The organism is Azospirillum halopraeferens DSM 3675 (assembly GCF_000429625.1).
In the GTDB taxonomy this organism is placed as follows: Bacteria; Pseudomonadota; Alphaproteobacteria; order Azospirillales; family Azospirillaceae; genus Azospirillum; species Azospirillum halopraeferens.
This window is the reverse complement of record NZ_AUCF01000034.1, coordinates 25,189-43,179: the sequence shown is the minus strand read 5'-3', so window position 1 is coordinate 43,179 and position 17,991 is coordinate 25,189. Positions and strand designations below refer to the sequence as shown.

General features: G+C 68.2%; 16 protein-coding genes and 3 pseudogenes. 10 read left to right on the top strand and 9 right to left on the bottom strand.

Annotated features, from left to right (window positions below; all coding sequences use genetic code 11):
* Nucleotides 1–5: 5 nt before the first annotated feature.
* The 6 genes from hyfE to fdhF are packed head-to-tail and all read right to left on the bottom strand — an operon-like array spanning nt 6 to nt 7,942.
* Nucleotides 6–656 (bottom strand): hydrogenase 4 membrane subunit, encoded by a 651-nt coding sequence (gene hyfE, locus G472_RS0122095; RefSeq protein WP_029010113.1) that lies wholly within the window; start codon nt 654–656, stop codon nt 6–8.
* A 10-nt stretch (nt 657–666) separates the two neighbouring features.
* Nucleotides 667–2,106, bottom strand: a complete 1,440-nt coding sequence (locus G472_RS0122090) for a hydrogenase 4 subunit D (RefSeq protein ID WP_029010112.1) — start codon at nt 2,104–2,106, stop codon at nt 667–669.
* Between the two features lie 19 nt (nt 2,107–2,125).
* Nucleotides 2,126–3,064, bottom strand: a complete 939-nt coding sequence (locus tag G472_RS0122085) for a respiratory chain complex I subunit 1 family protein (RefSeq protein WP_029010111.1) — start codon at nt 3,062–3,064, stop codon at nt 2,126–2,128.
* 12 nt (nt 3,065–3,076) lie between these two features.
* Entirely contained in the window at nt 3,077–5,095 is a 2,019-nt protein-coding gene (gene hyfB / locus G472_RS0122080; RefSeq protein ID WP_029010110.1) for a hydrogenase 4 subunit B, read from the bottom strand.
* Nucleotide 5,096: 1 nt separating this feature from the next.
* Nucleotides 5,097–5,720 (bottom strand): 4Fe-4S dicluster domain-containing protein, encoded by a 624-nt coding sequence (locus tag G472_RS0122075; RefSeq protein WP_029010109.1) that lies wholly within the window; start codon nt 5,718–5,720, stop codon nt 5,097–5,099.
* Complete coding sequence (fdhF, locus tag G472_RS34940) at nt 5,720–7,942, bottom strand: formate dehydrogenase subunit alpha (protein WP_035693399.1); 2,223 nt, start codon at nt 7,940–7,942, stop codon at nt 5,720–5,722. Before fdhF ends, G472_RS0122075 begins: the two co-directional genes overlap by 1 nt.
* A 584-nt stretch (nt 7,943–8,526) precedes the next feature.
* On the opposite strand from fdhF, the gene moaA reads away from it, so the two are divergent.
* The 8 genes and pseudogenes from moaA (at nt 8,527) to G472_RS38300 (ending at nt 12,752) form a co-directional block, all read left to right on the top strand.
* A complete protein-coding gene (gene moaA / locus G472_RS0122065) occupies nt 8,527–9,537 on the top strand; it encodes a GTP 3',8-cyclase MoaA (RefSeq protein ID WP_029010108.1) in 1,011 nt (336 codons plus the stop codon).
* Between the two features lie 28 nt (nt 9,538–9,565).
* Nucleotides 9,566–9,907 carry a hydrogenase maturation nickel metallochaperone HypA gene (gene hypA / locus G472_RS0122060; RefSeq protein WP_029010107.1) on the top strand — a complete coding sequence of 114 codons (342 nt, stop codon included), beginning with the start codon at nt 9,566–9,568 and terminating at the stop codon, nt 9,905–9,907.
* On the top strand, nt 9,907–10,716 hold the full coding sequence (gene hypB, locus G472_RS0122055) for a hydrogenase nickel incorporation protein HypB (protein WP_029010106.1): 810 nt from the start codon (nt 9,907–9,909) through the stop codon (nt 10,714–10,716). Before hypA ends, hypB begins: the two co-directional genes overlap by 1 nt.
* Nucleotides 10,717–10,745: 29 nt before the next feature.
* Nucleotides 10,746–11,027 carry a HypC/HybG/HupF family hydrogenase formation chaperone gene (locus tag G472_RS0122050; protein ID WP_029010105.1) on the top strand — a complete coding sequence of 94 codons (282 nt, stop codon included), beginning with the start codon at nt 10,746–10,748 and terminating at the stop codon, nt 11,025–11,027.
* A gap of 28 nt (nt 11,028–11,055) precedes the next feature.
* Nucleotides 11,056–11,430, top strand: a pseudogene (locus G472_RS40820) (hydrogenase formation protein HypD); the annotation flags it as partial.
* A gap of 86 nt (nt 11,431–11,516) precedes the next feature.
* Nucleotides 11,517–11,774, top strand: coding sequence for an AIR synthase-related protein (locus G472_RS40815; protein WP_211100232.1), 258 nt, complete (start codon nt 11,517–11,519; stop codon nt 11,772–11,774).
* A 1-nt stretch (nt 11,775) separates the two neighbouring features.
* Complete coding sequence (mobB, locus tag G472_RS34930; protein ID WP_084536839.1) at nt 11,776–12,351, top strand: molybdopterin-guanine dinucleotide biosynthesis protein B; 576 nt, start codon at nt 11,776–11,778, stop codon at nt 12,349–12,351.
* Nucleotides 12,282–12,752, top strand: a pseudogene (locus G472_RS38300) (HupE/UreJ family protein). Before mobB ends, G472_RS38300 begins: the two are co-directional and overlap by 70 nt.
* 9 nt (nt 12,753–12,761) lie before the next feature.
* On the opposite strand, the gene G472_RS34920 reads toward G472_RS38300, so the two are convergent.
* The 3 genes and pseudogenes from G472_RS34920 to G472_RS34915 form a co-directional block, all read right to left on the bottom strand.
* On the bottom strand, nt 12,762–13,700 hold the full coding sequence (locus G472_RS34920) for a LysR family transcriptional regulator (protein ID WP_245593556.1): 939 nt from the start codon (nt 13,698–13,700) through the stop codon (nt 12,762–12,764).
* A gap of 336 nt (nt 13,701–14,036) precedes the next feature.
* Nucleotides 14,037–14,295: pseudogene (locus G472_RS39050) on the bottom strand (hypothetical protein); the annotation flags it as partial.
* A gap of 158 nt (nt 14,296–14,453) precedes the next feature.
* Nucleotides 14,454–15,719, bottom strand: a complete 1,266-nt coding sequence (locus G472_RS34915; protein WP_035693396.1) for a hypothetical protein — start codon at nt 15,717–15,719, stop codon at nt 14,454–14,456.
* A 766-nt stretch (nt 15,720–16,485) separates the two neighbouring features.
* Here G472_RS34915 and G472_RS0122010 point away from each other — a divergent pair.
* Both G472_RS0122010 and G472_RS34910 read left to right on the top strand, forming a co-directional pair.
* Nucleotides 16,486–17,301: a helix-turn-helix domain-containing protein gene (locus G472_RS0122010; RefSeq protein ID WP_029010102.1), complete on the top strand. Its 816-nt coding sequence runs from the start codon at nt 16,486–16,488 to the stop codon at nt 17,299–17,301.
* A gap of 96 nt (nt 17,302–17,397) precedes the next feature.
* Nucleotides 17,398–17,925 carry a hypothetical protein gene (locus tag G472_RS34910; RefSeq protein ID WP_156927214.1) on the top strand — a complete coding sequence of 176 codons (528 nt, stop codon included), beginning with the start codon at nt 17,398–17,400 and terminating at the stop codon, nt 17,923–17,925.
* Nucleotides 17,926–17,991: the final 66 nt, after the last annotated feature.

The following is a 17,991-nucleotide window of genomic DNA, read 5'->3' as shown; positions in this document are numbered from 1 at the left end:
TCCGCCTAGCCTTTCAGTTCCGTGAGCTGCCGGCTGTCCAGCGTGCCCAGGGTGCGGAAGATCCGGGTGCCGATGACCACCATGATGATCACGGCGAAAATCGCGTCGGTGGCGATGCCGATCTCGACGATCTCCGGCGCCTTGGGCGCCATCAGTGCCAGCGTCAGGTGCGAGCCGTTCTCCATCAGGCAATAGCCGAAGATCTGCTTGAGGATGTTGCGCTGCGTAACGATGCAGGTGAGGCCGAGGAAAAAGTGCGCCAGCGAGATGGCCAGTGCCGGCTTCAGCTCGGCGATCGCCGGAAGCTGCACCGAGGACACCGCCAGGAAGCTCAGCACCACGACCGCGGCGGCGAGCAGAAGCGCCCGGGTCGCGCCGAGCCCGCCTTCGGGTGTTGCCGGGTCGTGCAGCGAGCCGAGTGCCCGGTACATGATGACCGGCACCAGCACGACCTTGGTAACGAAGGCGGTGCCCGACCAGACGTACAGCTCGTGCGCCCGGGTGGTGGCGGCCAGCGCCAGGAAGACCAGCACCAGGACGGAGGATTGCAGCGCGTAGAGGATCGCCGAGGTTGCCGGCTTCTTTGCCTCGATCACCAGGAGCGAGGTGATCACGAGCAGACCGGCAAGGGCGTTGACGAGTTGGATTCCGTGCATGGCCGTCTCCTTAACCGAGCCAGGAAGCCGCGATGAAACTGGAGCACACCGACATGATCACGAGCGTGACGAGCACGACCTGCATGGCGACGGGCAGCGGTGCGGCGGTGGCGACTTCGGTGGAGGACGGGCCGGGAACGGAGAAGCCGACCCAGCGCAGGAACCAGGCGAAGCTGCCGATGGATTCGATCATCGCCAGGACGATCAGCGGCAGGATCAGCAGATGCTGGCCCGACACCTCGAAGCCGCCGGCGAAGATGACGAACTTGCTGAAGAAGCCGTTGAACGGCGGCACCCCGGTGATCGCCAGCGCGGCGACGCAGAAGGCGATGCCGACCAGCGGCATGCGCTTCATGATGCCGCGCAGCGACGGCAGCATGCGGGTGCCGCAGGTGTAGCTGAGGGCACCGGCGACCAGGAAGAACAGGGTCTTGGCGAAGGCGTGGTTGAAGATGTGCGCGATGGCGCCCTTGAACGCCAGTTCGGAGCCGAGGCTGGCCAGCGACAGCGCCAGAAAGATGTAGGAGAGCTGCGTGATGGTCGAGTAGGCGAGCAGTCGCTTCAGGTCCTTCTGCGGCAGGTACATGACGAAGCCGTAGATCAGCGTGACCACCGCCATGGTGGCGCCGACGATGCCGACCACCGGCGGCACCTCGCCCGAGGACGCGATGGCGCGGGCGAAGATGTAGACGCCGACCTTCACCATCGACGCGGCGTGCAGGTAGGCGCTGATCGGCGTCGGTGCCTCCATGGCGTCGGGCAGCCAGACGTGGAAGGGCAGTTGCGCCGACTTGCCCCAGGCGGCGATCAGGATGCCGAAGAGGACGATGACCTTGGCCGTGTCGCCCAGCCCGGCCATGCCGGCGAGCGCGAAGCTGCCGGTGCCCAGCAACAGGTAGGCGGCCGCGACGTACAGGCCGATGGAGGCCAGGTGCGTCACCAGCAACGCCTTCATGGCGGAGCGCAGCGCCCGGGGCTTCTCGTAGTAGCCGATCAGGCCCCAGGAACAGGCGCCGGTGATCTCGAAAAACACCAACTGGCCGATGATCGTCGAGGAGAAGACCAGGCCGGCCATGGCACCGATGAAGGCCAGCAGGAAGGCATAGTAGCGCCGCCGCCCGCTGTCCGGGTGCTCCCGGTTGCCGGCGTTGAGGTAGGCGCCGGAGTAGACGGTGATCAGGAAGCCGATGAAGACGACGGCGAAGCCGATCAGCACGCTGAGACTGTCGACGGTCAGGCCGAAGACCTGGATGTCCCCGACGCTCAGCAGGGTGGTGGTGGTCGCGTGTGTGCCGCCCGTGCCGAAGCGCACGGTCAGGATCAGCACGAAGAGAAAGGCGATGGCCGCGCCGGCCTGGCAGACCCACTTGGCCGCCTTTTGCGGCAGCAGCGGGATCACGCCGGCCCCGATGAACGACACCAGAATGGCGGCGAGAGCGAGCTTGTCCATGTCGATGTTCCTTTCGCTCTCAAAGGCCGGCGAGGAAGAAGACGAACGCCAGCGTCGCGGTGCCGAACCCGGCCCACGTCACCCGCGCCGTCATCAGGAAGCGGCCGCGGGCCATGCTGTTCTCGATCAGCGCGGCGATGGCGAACGCCGCGACGATCTTGACCGCGAAGACTGCGAGTCCGCCGATCAGACCGAGGAAGGAGGGCTCCGCGGGGCTGCCGAAGGGCACGAAGACGCTGAGGAACAGGGCGACCACGACCACCTGCTTCAGGCTCAGCCCCCACTTCAGCAGCGCGAAGGACGGGCCGGAATATTCGGTGAGCGGGCCTTCCTGGAGTTCCTGCTCCGCCTCCGCCATGTCGAAGGGCAGCTTGCCCATCTCAGCATAGCTGGCGAACGCGAAGGCGACGGCGCACAGGATCGCGGCAAGCGGTGCGTGGATCGTGCCCTCGGCGATGGCAGTGCCCATGCCGGCGATGTTGGTGGAGCCGGCGAGCAGTGCCGTGACCATGAGGGCCAGCAGCATGATCGGCTCGATCAGGATGGCCATGGTCATTTCGCGGCTGGCGCCGATTCCGGCGAAGGAGCTGCCGGAATCGATGCCCGAGAGCGAGAAGAAGAAGCGCGACAGCGCGAACAGGTAGATGACGGTGATCAGGTCGCCGGCCCCGCCGACCGGCGAGACGCGGGTCAGCACCGGCAGCGCCATCGCCACCAGCAGCATGGTCGCGATCTGGATGTACGGCATGGCCCGGAAGACGATTCCGGAGGCCGGCGGGGTGACGTCCTGCCGCTTGAGCAGCTTGAGGATGTCCCGGTAGTCCTGCAGCAGGCCGGGGCCGCGGCGGGAATGCATCCTGGCGCGCATCACCCGCGTGAAGCCGGAAAGCAGCGGGGCTGCGAGCAGGAGCAGGAGCGCCTGTAGCACGGCCAGGATGAGAAAGCTGAGAGTGGTCATGGTCCGGCGCTCCTATCGAACCGCGGCGAACAGCAGAACGACCAGCGCCGCCACGATGTAGAGGCAGTAAACGCGGAAGTCCCCCTGCTGAATCCGCTGCACCTGTTGGCCGACAGCCTGTACGCCGCGGGTGACCGGGGCGACGATGCCCGCATCCCATGTCGGTTCGACGCGGGTCGCCATGGCGGTGGTCCATCGCAGGCCGGCATCAAGCGCCTCCGAACCGTGGTTCAGCACGGTGCGCACCCGGTAGAGCGGCCGGAAGTTCACCTTCATGGAGGCGGCGAAGCTGCCGGCGGTGGCCGCCATGTGCGGATCCTCGGCGTAGCCGCAGTGCCACGCGCCTTCGGTCCGGCGCCCGGCCGAGCGGCGGCCCTTGAAATAGCCGACGATGGCCAGCGGCAGGGTCAGCAGGCCCAGCAGCAGCACCGCGACCAGCGGGGTGGACAGCGCGGCCTGATCGAGACTGCCCGGCGCCACCAGGGTGCCGTGCGCCAGCGCAAGCTGGCCCTGGCCCGCCACCGCGGCGGCGACCCGCCCGATGACCGGCGCCACCACCGGCGCACCGAGTCCGAGGAGCACGCACAGCCCGGCAAGGACGCCCATGCCGGCCAGCATCTCCTTCGGCACTTCCGTCGCGTGGGCAGCGTGTGCGCTGCGCGGCTGGCCGGTGAAGGTGACCCCGTAAGCCTTGACGAAGCACATCACGGCGAGCGCGCCGGTCAGCGCCAGCGCCACGGCGGCGACGGGGGCCAGCAGCTTCACGCCGAAGGAGCCGCCGAGCGCCGCCGAAAACAGCGCCTGATAGGCGAACCACTCGCTGACGAAGCCGTTGAGCGGCGGAATGGCGGAGATCGCCAGTGCGCCGGTGAGGAAGGCGGCGGCCGTCCACGGCATGCGCCGGGCCAGCCCGCCCATCTCCTCCATGTCCTTGGTGTGCATGCGCGAGATCACCGCGCCGGCACCAAGGAACAGCAGGCCCTTGAAGACCGCGTGGTTGAGCAGGTGGTAGAGCCCGGCGAGGAAGCCGAGCACGGCGACCGCCGGCTGCTCAGTGGCGACGCCGACCATGCCGACGCCGACGCCCATCAGGATGATGCCGATGTTCTCCACGCTGTGGTAGGCCAGCAGCTTCTTGATGTCGTGCTCGGCCAGGGCGTAGATCACGCCCAGCACCGACGACACCGCGCCGCAGGCCAGGACCAGCAGGCCCCACCAGGCGATACCACCGCCCAGCAGGTCGACCCCGACCTTGATGATGCCGAACACACCGATCTTGATCATCACGCCCGACATCAGCGCCGAGGCGTGCGACGGGGCGGCGGGGTGGGCAGAGGGCAGCCAGATGTGCAGCGGGATCATGCCGGCCTTGGCGCCGAAGCCCAGGAAGCCCAACAGGAACACCACCGAGGCCGCGCCCGGCGACAGGCTGGTGTGGCGGAACGCCTCGAAATCGAAGCTTCCCGCGTGCGCGGCCAGGATGAAGAAGGCGGCCATGATCGCCACCGAACCCGCGTGCGCCACCAGGAAGTACAGGAAGCCTGCCGACACCGACTTCTCATCCCGGTCGAAGATGACCAGAAAATAGGAGGCCAGCGTCATCATCTCGAAAAAGATCAGGAACCAGAAGGCGTTATCGACCACCACAACCAGCATCATCGAAGCGATGAAGAGGTTCATGAAGAACCCCATCGCGCCGACGCCGCGGCCGGAATATTCCCGGACATAAGCCAGGGAGTAGATCGACGTGACGAGGCTGATGAGTGAGATCACCAGCACCATGAAGGCGGCCAGCGCGTCGAAACGCAGCACGAAACGGGCAAAGGGATAGGGGCCGGCTGCGTCGAAGACGGGGCCCGCTCCGGCGATCACAACCGGCAGCGAGGCGGCAAGGCCCAGGACGGCCGCCGCCGCCCCGGACAGGCCGGCGGTCGCAATCGCCGCGCGCTCGTTCCTGCCGAGGAGGAGGGAGGCCGTCCCGCCGCCGGCGTACGCCAGCAGCGAGAGCGTGAGCAACAGGAGCGGTGCCATGTCAGGCCTGCCTTTCGCTCCAGAGGGAGGGCAGCGAACCGACTTCGGCGGTGGCCTTCTGCCGGCGACCCTCGATCTCCCGGGTCAGGTCGGCTTCGGTCACCTCGCACAGCGCCTTGGTCGGGCAGACCCGCACGCATTCCGGCCCCTCGGGCAGGAAATGGCACAGGTCGCACTTGACCGCGATGCTGCGCTCGCCCGCAGTCCAGGCCAGCAGCGGGTGCACCGCGGCGGCCCGGGCGGCGGCCGTGGCCTCCACCGTGACCTCCTCGCCGTTGGCGAGGTAGGGGATGGTCGGGATGGCCTGGCTGTCGGTGCCGCTGCCGTGCGGCGTGATGGCGCCGAACGGGCAGGCGATCGCGCACATCTTGCAGCCGATGCAGACCGTCTCGTTCAGGAAGATCATGCCTTCCCGGTGGGTGATGGCGGCGACCGGGCAGACCTTGGCGCAGGGCGCGTCGTCGCAGTGGCGGCACTGCACCGGCATGGTGCCGTGCGCCGTGTGCGTGACGGTCAGGCGCGGGTAGGCCTGGAGCCCGGCCTCCCTGTGCACGACGACGCAGGCGGGCATGCAGGTGTAGCAGCCGATGCACAGGCGCGGATCGGCAAGGACGAAGCGGTTCATCAGACGGACTCCTCAACACGCGGCTCGGGGCGCAACCGGCGCGCGGTGGTCGCCCGCTCCAGCGACACGCGGTAGGCATCGCGGATCGTTTCCAGCCACTTCGCGGCCTCGGCGGGGGACGATTTCTCGACGCGGGCGGCCGAGATCTTGAACTCCGGGATGCCGCAGACCGGGTCCAGGGTGTCGCCGCTGGTCAGCTCGTTGGAACTGGCCTCCCAGAAATGGAAGGTGCCGAAGACCGTCTTCGGCGGGACGCGCTCGGTCACCCAGGCGCGGGCGACGATGTGGCCGCGGCGCGTGGTGATCTTGATGAAGTCACGGTTGGCGACCTTGAGCGCCGTTGCGTCCTCGGGGTTCAGCTCGATCAGTTCCTCGGGCGCGATCTGGTCGAGCAGCGGCGATTTCCGCGTCATCGTGCCGGTGTGATAGTGGTAGACGCGCCGTCCGGTGGTCAGCAGGAACGGATACTCGGCGTCGGGGTGCTCGGCGATGCGGCCGGCCAGAGGCGCCTCGAACTGCTTGGCCTTCTCCTCGGGCAAGGTCTTCGGGTCGAACAGCACCGCCTTCAGCAGTGCCTGCCCGCCGGCCCGCATAAAGGTGCCGTCGCGGTGCAGAATCGGCGTGCCGGGATGCGCCTCGTCCGGGCAGGGCCAGCACAGGCCGTCCTGCTTGTCGATGCGGGCGTAGCTGATGCCGCCGAAGGTCGCCGGCACCACGCGCCGAACCTCGTCCCACACCTCGCCCGCGGTCTGCCATCCCATGCCCGTGTAGCCCATGCGGGTGCCGAGCCGGGCAAAGGTCCACCAGTCGGGCCGGGCCTCGCCGGGGGGCTTTACGGCCGGGCGGACGCGCTGGATGCGGCGCTCGGTGTTGGTGAAGGTGCCGTCCTTCTCCGCCCAGCCGGCCGCCGGCAGGACGTAGTCGGCAAAGCGCGCCGTCTCGGTCATGAACAGGTCGGCGACGACCAGCAGGTCGAGCTTGTCGAGCGCGTGGCGCAGCTCGCCGGAGTCGGGGTCGCTGAGCAGCGGATTTTCGCCGAACAGCACCAGCGCGCGGATCTTGCCCTGCTCGATGGCGTGCGGCACTTCGGTGACCTTGAGGCCGACGCGGTTGGACAGCGACGCGCCCCAGGCCTGCTCGAAATGCGTCCGGACGGCCGGATCGGTAACCGGGCGGTAGCCGGGATAGACGTGCGGCAGGCCGCCGAGGTCGCAGGCACCCTGCACGTTGTTCTGGCCGCGCAGCGGGCAGACGCCGGCGCCGGGCCGGCCGATCTGGCCGGTGACGACGGCGAGGTTGGACAGGCTGGCGACGTTGGCGGTGCCGTGGCTGAACTGGGTCACGCCCATCGCGTAGAGGATCGCCGCGTTGCCCGCTCCGGCGTACAGGCGGGCGGCTTCGACGATCTGCTTGGCGGGGATGCCGCTCATGCGCTCGACGGCTTCGGGCGAGAAGTCCTCGACCGCGCGGACCACGTCATCGAAGCCGACCGCGTGCTGCTTTACGAAGTCAGGTTTGTACAGCTTCTCCTTGATGATGACGTGCAGCATCCCGTTGGTCAGCGGAATGTTGTGGCCGAGCGGTGTGCGGATCCACAGGTCGGCCTTGGACGCCATCTCGGTCATGCGCGGGTCGGCGACGATCAGCTTGGCGCCGCGTTGCTGCGCCTTCACCACATGCCGGGCAATGAGGGGATGGCACTCGGCGGTGTTCGAGCCGATGATGAAGATGACGTCGGTGATCTCGCCGAGTTCGGCGATGCTGTTGGTCATCGCGCCGCTGCCCAGCGTCATTGCCAGGCCGGCCACGGTGGAGGCGTGGCAGAGCCGCGCGCAGTGATCGACGTTGTTGGTGCCGAGCACCGCGCGGGCGAACTTCTGCGCCGCGTAGTTGTCCTCATTGGTCGCCCGAGCCGAGACAAAGACGGCGCACGAGTCCGGGCCGCTCTCCGTCACGATGGTGCGCAGGCGCCCGGCGATGTCGTTCAGCGCGGCGTCCCAGCCCAGCGGCTCGAACACGCCGTTGCGCATCGCCAGCGGTGTGGAGAGTCGGCGCTTGTCGGCCACATGGTGGAAGCCGAAGTAGCCCTTCACGCACAGCTCGCCCTGGCTCACCGGATGATCGGGATCCGCGGTGACCTCCGCGACCTTGCCATCCTTTACATGCAGGTACATGCCACAACCCGTGCCGCAGTACGGGCACACCGTCTTGACCTTGTCCATCGATCCTCACTCCTCGTCGAGGTACGGAGCGTCACAAGTCCCTATCGTCGGCAAATTCCAAGTATATCCAGTGCATTATTCGGACATCGGCAAGCGATGCGCCCGCCGGAACACAGCGTCGCCCCGTCGACTTCTGTTGTTTACTTCAAATTCCGCAGATGAAGAGCATATTCGACGGAATTCTGAAAAACGTGCCGGACGTTTCAGGTTCGCCACTCCGTGTCCGCACGCCAAGATGCGGACACGGCCGGATCCTGCTCCTTCATCGCACAAAACGATATGCGGCATTCTGGCTCAGCCAGCAGTATTTTCAGCAAACAAGCAAATAGATGTTTGCTATCATCCGATAGCTTTTCGCTATACAGGAATTAGAACTATCAATAGATAGCCAAATCTTATGGTCGCTTGCGGCATTCCAGGGGTCGTGATTTGCGGTTTGCCCTTGGTAAGTCGGGGTGATATACCCTGAGAAATCATTTATTGGCGCATCGACTGCACTATGAAGCGATGTTGCCCGGTTACCGACCGCAGGACGCGTTGCGCCAACCGGCCCCGCTCCCGGGCTTTGCCGGAGGTACACACCGATGGGCCACATGGCAGAACCGAACGGCACACTGGCGGATTCCTTCGGGCGCCCGGTCACCTACTTGCGCGTCTCGGTGACCGACCGCTGCGGCTTCCGTTGCATCTATTGCATGACGCAGGACGCCGACTTCCTGCCGAAAGCCAAGGTTCTGACGGTGGAGGAGATCGACCGCCTCGCCTCCGCCTTCATCAGGCTCGGCACCCGCAAGCTGCGCCTGACCGGTGGCGAGCCGCTGGTGCGCCCCGGCATCATGGCTCTGGTCCGTGCGCTCGGCCGCCATCTCACGTCCGGCGCCCTGGATGAACTGACGCTGACCACCAACGGCGCCATGCTGTTCAAGCACGCTGCCGGGCTGGCGGATGCGGGCGTGCGGCGCCTCAACGTCTCGCTGGACACGCTCGACCCGCACAAGTTCCGGGCCATCACCCGCTGGGGCAAGTTGGCCAAGGTGCTGGAAGGCGTCCGGGCCGCCGCCGACGCCGGCCTGCGCATCAAGATCAACGCCGTCGCACTGAAGGGCGTCAACGACGACGAGATCCACGACATGGTCGCATGGTGCGGCGGGCACGGCTTCGACCTGACCTTCATCGAACTGATGCCGTTCGGCGGCCTTGCGGATGAGGGCCGGTTTCTGCCGCTGCAGCAGGTGCGCAGCGAACTGGAGACCCGCTGGACGCTCGAGGACACGGACCACTGCACCGGGGGACCGGCGCACTATGCGCGGGTGAGGGAGACCGGCTGCCGCATCGGCTTCATCACGCCGCTGACCCACGGTTTCTGTGAAAGCTGCAACCGCGTGCGGCTGACCTGCACCGGGCGGCTGCACCTGTGCCTTGGCCGGGAGGACGGCGCCGACCTGCGCACGCCGCTGCGCCTGAGCGACGACGATGGACCGCTGATCGACGCCCTGCGCGCCGCCATCCGGCGCAAGCCCGGGGGGCACGATTTCGCCATCGGGCGCAGCAGCGCCGTGCCGATCACGCGATCCATGAGCGCGACGGGCGGTTGAGGGTGCCTTGCCTTACCGGAGATGAACGATGCATGAGGTCTCGTTGTGCGAACACCTGATGGGCCTGCTGGAGGATGAGGCGCGTCGCCACGCCTTCCACCGGGTGAAGCGGATCCGATTGGCCGTCGGTCGGTTCGCCTGCGTCGATCCGGACGCGCTCCGCTTCGCCTTCGACGTGGTGCGGCGAAACACGCTGGCCGGGGAGGCCGAGGTGGAGATCGACCAGCCGCCCGGCTTGGTCTGGTGCAGCGACTGCGCCCGCGAGGTGGAAGTGCCGACGCGCGTCTCCCCCTGTCCCGACTGCGGCGGACTGGCCCTGATCCCGCGCGGCGGGGACGAGCTGAGACTGATAGAACTTGAGGTGGCGTAATGTGCACGACCTGCGGCTGCGGCAGCGATCACGTGGTGTTCGATGGTACGGCGCCGGACCACGGTCATCACGTCCATGACCATCACCACGGCGACCATCACCATCGTGGTCACGGCCATGATCACGATGACCATGACCACCGGCACGATGCGACGCGCACCATCCGGCTGGAACGCGACATCCTGGCGGAGAACGCCCGCCACGCCGCGCGCAACCGGCAGCGGCTCGCAGGTGCCGGCACACTGGCCCTCAATCTCGTCTCCAGCCCGGGGTCGGGGAAGACGACGCTGCTGGTGCGCACCATCGAGGCGCTGAACGGGGCGGTGGATGTCGCCGTGATCGAGGGTGACCAGCAGACCTCCGCCGACGCCGACCGCATCCGTGCCACCGGCACGCCGGCGTTGCAGATCAACACCGGCAAGGGCTGTCATCTCGACGCCCATATGGTCGGCCACGCGCTCGACCGGCTGCCGCCGCCGCGCGGCGGCGTCCTGTTCATCGAGAACGTCGGCAACCTGGTGTGCCCGGCCGAATTCGACCTGGGTGAGGCGGCCAGGGTCGCGATCGTCTCGATCACCGAAGGCGAGGACAAGCCGCTCAAATACCCCGACATCTTCGCCGCCGCACGACTCGTCCTGGTGAACAAGATCGACCTGGCGCCGCACCTCGACGCCGACGTACCGCTGCTGATCGCCAACGCCCGGCGGGTGAGCCCCCGCGCCGAGATCCTGACGGTCTCCGCCCGCACCGGCGAAGGCTTCCCGGCGTGGCTCGACTGGCTGGAGGCGCGGCGCCTCCGCGCCCTATGACAGCCGCCGCCAGAGAAAGGGACAGACCGATGTGCCTCGGGGTACCAGCCAGGATCATCGCTATCGCCGACGCCGAGCGGATGCTCGCCACCGCCGACATCATGGGCGTACGGCGGGAGGTTAACATCGCCTGCGTCGCCGATCCCGACGCCGCTCTGTCCGACTGCATCGGCGAGTGGGTGCTGGTCCACGTCGGCTTCGCCGTCTCCCGCATCGACGAGGGGGAGGCGCACGCCACGCTCGACCTGCTGCGCCGGGTCGGCGAGGCGGAGGCCGAGATCGAGCACCTGAAAGCATCCATACCCACCTGAACGTCCCACCTGAACGGACGGAACAGCCATGAAGTTCGTCGACGATTTCCGGGATCCGGCCCGGGCGCGGGCGCTGCTCAGCCGCATCGCACGGCTGGTCGAGCGCATCGTCTATTCGCCGCTCGACGCGCTGGCGCGCCGGCTGCCGGATCGGGAGGTGGTCTTCTTCGCCCTCGGCTTCGAGACGACGATGCCGGCCACCGCCGCCTCGGTCCTTCAGGCCGAGCGCGAGGGGATCGCCAACTTCTCGCTGTTCTGCAACCACATTACCGTGTCGCCGCCGTTGCGCGCGCTGCTGGAGGATCCGGAGATGCGGTTCGACGGCTTCGTCGGGCCGGGGCACGTCAGCATGGTGATCGGCACCGAACCCTACCGCTTCATCGCTGAGGAGTTCCACCGCCCCATCGTCGTCGCCGCGGTGCTCAACGAGATGGCCGAGTCGGCCGGGACCGGGATCCGGCCGGAGGAGGCGGCGATCCCCTGCGCCCCGTGGTGCGCGGCGTCTGCGAACGGCTGGGGCTCGACCCGCTCTACCTCGCAAACGAGGGGACCGCCGTCGCCGTGGTCCCGCCCGATGAGGCGGAGGTGGCGCTGGCCGCGTGGCGCGCCCATCCCTATGGTGCCGAGACCCGCATCATCGGCTCCGTCGTCGACACGCCGCGTGGACGGGTGACCATGCGGACCAGCCCGGGCGGCGAGCGGCTGCTGGACCTGCCGCTCGGCAACCCCCTTCCAAGGATATGCTGACATGCGCGTCATCGGTCTCGCAGGATGGAGCGGCTCGGGCAAGACGCGGCTGCTGCGCCGCCTTGTCCCGGCGCTGATCAGCCAGGGGCTGCGCGTCTCCACGCTGAAGCGCGCCCATCACGAATTCGACGTCGACCAGCCCGGAAAGGACTCCTGGGTGCACCGGCAGGCCGGCGCCAGCGAGGTGCTGGTGGTGTCGGCGTTCCGGGTCGCGCTGATGCAGGAACTGCGCGGCGCCGACGAGCCCTCGCTGCCGAGCCTGCTCGCCCGCATGTCCGAGGTGGACATCGTGCTGGTGGAGGGCTTCAAGCGCGAGGGGCACCCGAAGATCGAGGTATACCGCTCCACCCTCGCTCAGCCGCCGATCCACCTCGGCAACCCGACGATCAAGGCCATCGCCTCCGACGTGCCGCTGCCTGCAGCGCCGCTGCCGGTGGTCTCGGCCGACGACATCGACGCCATCGCTGCCTTGGTCCTGACCCACGCGGTGCCGCCGGCGGATGTCGCATGGGGCCTTTTGCCGGCTCCGTCGTGCCCCATGAACGGGATCGACAACCGGAGGAGAGCTGCCGAATGAACAGATTGCTTTCCGCCGGCCTTGCCGGCGCGCTCACCGTCACCCTCGCCCCGCCGGCGGCGGCCCACACCGGCCACGCCGGGGACGCCGCGTTCCTGCAGGGCTTCCTCCATCCGCTCGGCGGAATCGACCATCTGCCGGCGATGGTCGCGGTCGGCATCTGAGTCGCCCGGAACGGCGGCCGCGCGGTGTGGCTGCTTCCCGCCGCCTTCGTCGCCATGCTCGCGTGTGGTGCCGTGCTGGGAATGGCGGGCGTCGCGGTGCCGGCGGTCGAGGCGGGGATCGCCGCCTCAGTGGTGGTGCTGGCGCTGCTGGTGGTGCTGCTGCACGGCGCCGGCATAGCCGTCGGACCGGCCCGCCGCCTCGTCCGTCGCCCGGCGGCGTGCCCCGTCATCCGGTGAGTATTCCGGCTAGGGCGTCCAGGCCGCCAGCGCCTCGTCGGTGGCGGCCTGGATGCGCGCCGACAGACCGTCCTCGGCGGCAACCGCCGCCAGGGCGGAGGCGATCGGCGCCATGGGTTCACGGTCGGCGAAGACCAGCCCGACCACGTAGGTCAGGTCGGGCTCGGTCAGCGGCACCGCCACCAGATCGGGATGCGGCGCCACCTGCGTCAGAAGCTGGCCGGGCACCACGCTGGCGCACGGCCCGCTGCGCACCACCGTGTACAGCGTGACGACCGAGTTGGTCTCCATGGCCGGTATCACGTCGTGGTCGGCCATGCGGAAGGCGGCGTCGGCGATCCGGCGGTTCTGCATGTCGGGGGTCAGCAGGCACAGCGGCAGCTCCGCCGCCGCCGCCCAGGAAGCGGTGGTTGCCCCCTGCGGAATCTGGGAACGGCGTGCCAGCAGGAAGTAACGCTCGCCATACAGCGGCACCGTGCGGACGTTGCTCAAAGGCTCATTGTCCAGGTAGGTCACCGCGGCATCGAGTTCGAATGTGTCGATCTCCCGCTGGATCTCGCGGGAGCTGAGCGAGGCGATGGTCGAATGGATCCGGGGAAAGCACTCGGCAAAGCGGGCCAGCAGGTGCGGCACCGCCGGCAGCGCCGAGGGAATGGCACCGATGCGCAGATGCCCGGACAGCCCCTGCGCCAGGGCATCGAGTTCCTGCTGCAGACCATCCCGGTCGGCGATGATGCGGCGCGCATACTCCAGAACCTTCAACCCTTCCGGCGTGAAGCCGGCGAACTTGTGCCCACGCTCCACGATGGGGACACGCAGTTCCTCCTCGAGTTGACGGATGGCGTTGGACAAGGTTGGCTGCGAAACGTGGCACGCCTCGGCCGCACGACCGAAATGCCCTTCGCGAGCCAGGGACAGCAGATATTCGAAGCGTCGAAACATCGGCATGATGGCACTCAGATCCTTGGGAAGCCAAGCAGAGCCACCGTCGGCTGGCCGATCTGTTCAGCCGTCATCGCGGGGTCCCTTGCGCTGGTGTTCGCGGCCCTCGTCGGAGTCGATGCTGCTGGTCCGGTCGTCCGGCCTCAGCCTGTCATGGTTCAGGCCGGAGACGCACTCGGTCCGCTTAGAATCGGCGGGGTTCGGCCTTACAGTGCATTCGTCGAGGAGCATGGGCATGAGAATGGGCCCACTCCCTTTGTTTGACTAGCTCCCGGTTCCCCGGACCAAGCCATGACCTAACCGACCGACGGGGGCGACAGACTTTGGTGCGCAAATCGGCGTGACCGCGGAGTCTACCGCGAGGGCGCGGTGATCAGGCGACCGTGCGGGTGGCGTCCAGGCGGCGATCGCCTCGGGCGTCACCCAGATCGTCAGGTTGCCGCGCCTCTCGCGCAAGCTTCGCTTGCGCTGACGGCGTCAGGCGAAGCTTGGCTTCGCCGAGAGCCGGCGCAGCGCTGCATCGTAAGCCGCCCAATTCTCAAACCCGATAGCGGGCCTTCGGAATCTTGTGACGACGGCTCTCGTTGGCCTTGTACGGCATTCGGCTCTCGGCTCCAGCAAGGGCCGATCCTTTAACCGCCGCCCTCCTCGACCGCCACTCCCCCGATTTGTGCACCAACGCCTCTCGGAGCGGCCAACGCCAACCGATAACACCCGTGACAGGATCAGGCGGTGGGGGGTGCTACATAAGTCCGAGAATCAGCGCTCGCCGGCCAAGCGCAGCAGCGGCGCCTCCTGCCCCGCGCCAAGCCGCTTCGAGCGGCGCTGGCGCGTTTCGGAGGCTTCCGTCGTCGACACCACCACGAAGGAATTGGGCGGTGCATCGTTCCCGGCGATGCTCTTCAGGACCGCGGCATTCGCTTCCTCGACCTGCTTTGCCCGGCGGAGCTGCTCCAGGAGTTCCCGCGACGGAGTCATCACGTAGGTGATATCGTCGATCCGCTTGCCCTGCTTGTCGAAATCCTTTTCGACGCGATCAAGGATACCCTCCTCGACCAGCGCGTCGACCGCGGCGGTAACGACGCGCAGCGTGTCGCGCCGGCGGCTCCATTCGTTCATGCCGCTGTACTTGACGATCTCGTCGGCGGTAAAGGTCACCGGCTTGGCGCCCTCGGCACGCAACGTCCGGAAATCACGCAATTCCCCGCACTCGACGGAGAGGCGGTTGTAGAGCCAGCGCGACACCGGGCTCTTCAGGCGCATCAGCCAGCGGTAGGAGACCGGCTGGAATTCCAGGTTCCGGATGGCCGAGGACACCAACGGGTTGAACTCCAGATAGGTCTCCTCGGTGGCCCCCTCCTCGCTCTCCTGATCGGCTCGGCCACGGATGGCCATGACAGGAAAGGCCGTGGATTCCAGGACGTTCGTCGTACGGCCGGGTTTGCGGCCCGGCTCTCCCGCCTTGGAGATGATGATGCGGGCACGCCCGAGCACCTCCAGCGCCTCACGGATGTTGGTCAGGTCCAGCGTCCGGTTGACCGCCCGCAGTTCTCGCTTGATCTCGTACAGAGAGAACTTCATCTGAACCTTGTCACGGTCCTCCCCTGCCAGCGACAGCCGGGGCCGGTCCATGGCAAGACGGCGGATCACCTGCTCGACGATCTGTTCGCGCTCGCCGGGGAACACCTCCACCTCGACCATGCTCGCGGGGTCGTTCCCGACGGCCGCGACGGCGGGGTCGCCGTCGCGCTTCGGCGGTGCCCGGTAGATGCGCGCGGGTTGCAGGGTCAGGCGGTAGGCCCGCCCCTGGAACACGAAGTCACGGTGCACCGACTTCAGGAAATGGTCCTTGCCCGCCGGCGCCTCGCCGGCCGCGGCCTCATCGCGCCCGCTGGGTCCGCGGGGAAGGAAGACGAAGCGCGGGGCCACATCGTACATGGCGATGAGATGGGACTGCGAACGATCCTCGTGCTCGAACAGCACCAACTGTGCCGCGGTCGTCGCTACCCGGTTGCCATTGCTCATCCGCACCTCCCGATCGGCTCGACGATAGCGCCGGGGCCGCGGGGGGACAAGCGGAGGCCCCCGATCCACCCCGATCGGGCCTGTCGGAAAAACCCGCGGATGGGTCGTGCCGGCCCGCGATGATGTCGGAAAAACCCGCGTTCCGCACCGGCGCGGCCCCCGGTCCGGCACCCCACCGACCCGGCGGCGGCGACTCGGAATGAGACTATATCGGAGCGGCCGGATCGGAGCGGCCGGCGAACATCGCGGGTTTTTCCGACACCTCTGGCCGCAGCACACGCGCTGTCTCCCCCCTGCCCCACCGCTTTTCCGGCGGGCGCGGAACCGATCGCGGGTTTTTCCGACAGGGAAGGCAGCTCCCGGAGGCGATAACCGCGCCGTCGACGCGCGGGTTTGCACGCCATACCAGATTGAGGGAATGGCTTCATAGTGACCACGACATCTCGTGGTTCACGCGAATCGCGGGTTTTCCTGCCATGCTCCCGCCTTCAGCCATCTCCCGCGGAACGCGGGTATTTGCGACCGATCGTCCGCGCTCATCGGCGGATACAGCCCGGCCGGCACTCCGATTCGCGCCGGCTTCGCGGGTTTCCCCGACAGGATCGCGGGTTATCGCGACATCATCGCGGGTTTGAGCGATCCACACGCGGCGGCCGGCGACATGTCGGGGATACCCGCGATTTGCCGCCGTGACGGCGGCTCGGGAATCCTTCCTCCAGGAGCGCCGGCGGCCCTGGCCGGTGCCGACCGCCTATGGAGACCGTCGATGTCCGACACGACCACCGCCAGTCCCGCCGACGCCGGCCGCTGGGGGCGCATTCCGGCCTGGTGGCTCGACCACCCCGACCTCGACGCCGACGGCCTGGCCGTGCTGGCGGCGCTGGCCACCTACGCCGACGAGACCGGAACCTGCTGGCCGTCCCAATCGACGCTCGCGGCCAAACTGAAGCGCTCCCGCCCCACGGTCAACCGCATCCGCCAGCGCCTGCATGATCTGGGACTGGTGGACATCGAGCGCCGGCACGGCCGCGACGGCGCCAGCCTGTCCTGCCTGTACCGGTTGCATTTCCTTCCCGGCACCGCCATGTCGAGGGCCGCCCCGACGGTCTTCGACGTGAACGGCGAACCGGGCAGGGGCGGGCCGGACAGGGATGACTCGCCCCCGCACACCCCCCGTCCACAGGCGAGTCAGCAACAGGTCCATTCCGAACAGACTCCGGACTCGCCCGCCGGCGCGGGGTCATCGCCGAACGAGGTTCCCGCGGACTGGCAGCCCGCAGCCGACGATCTGGAGTGGGCGGCCGCCCGCTTCGGCCACGTAGACCTGGCACGCCATGTGGAAGGCTTCCTGCTGCGCTGCCGCGCCCATGGCTACCGCTACCGCGACGTCGGCGCCGCCTGGCGCGCCTGGCTGGCCCAGGACGCCGCCGCCGGAAAAGTCCCACCCGCCGCGGCTCCGGCCCGTGTGAACCACGGGACCCGGTCCACCGCCTCCGCCGCCGCCGCGGAACGGCGCGTCGACGCCTGGGCCGCCGCCGCAGCCCGGCTGCGCCGTCCTTCCGTCCCGTCCGCTTGGTCGTGAGGATCGCCATGGCCGCCGATATCGCCCCGTTTCCCGCCTGCCCTGCCCTGCCCTTCGATCCGTCCCTGCCCGCACCGGCCCGTCGTGACGGTTTGATTGCTGCCCTGCCCGCTCCATTGCGCGGCGCTCGCCTCCGGCTATACCGAGCGCCGTTCGTGCTTTGCCGACGACGGCTTCGGCGACGTGACGGAGCGCTGGACGCCGCCGCAGACGGTGACGGCCCGGCAGGCGGCGCTCGCCGGTCAGGCACTGGCCGACCTCGAGGCTACCGTGCTGGCACCGGCACCGCCGGAGCGTCTGCTGGCCCGTGTCCTCGCGCTGCTCAGCCACTATCCGGCCAAGGGCCTGACACCGGAGGTGGAGCAAATGGTGGCGCTCGACTGGGCTGACGACCTCGGCGAGTACCCTGCCTGGGCGGTGGACGCGGCGGCGCGCGCGTGGCGGCGAACGCGCAAGTGGCGGCCGTCCATCGCCGAGATGCGGGTCCTGTGCGCCGAAGCCTGTACCCAGGAACGCGCGCTTGCGGAGCGTCTGCGTGCCGTCGCCGGGCAGGCGCCGGCCGGGCAGGGTGCGGCCGGCCGGGTGACGGCACTGGCCGCAGGCGCAATTCGCCGCATGGGCTGAAGGCGGTGGACGGGGTGTGCGAATTCTCACACACCCGACCACCTGTCGCCGGGCCGCCACACCGCC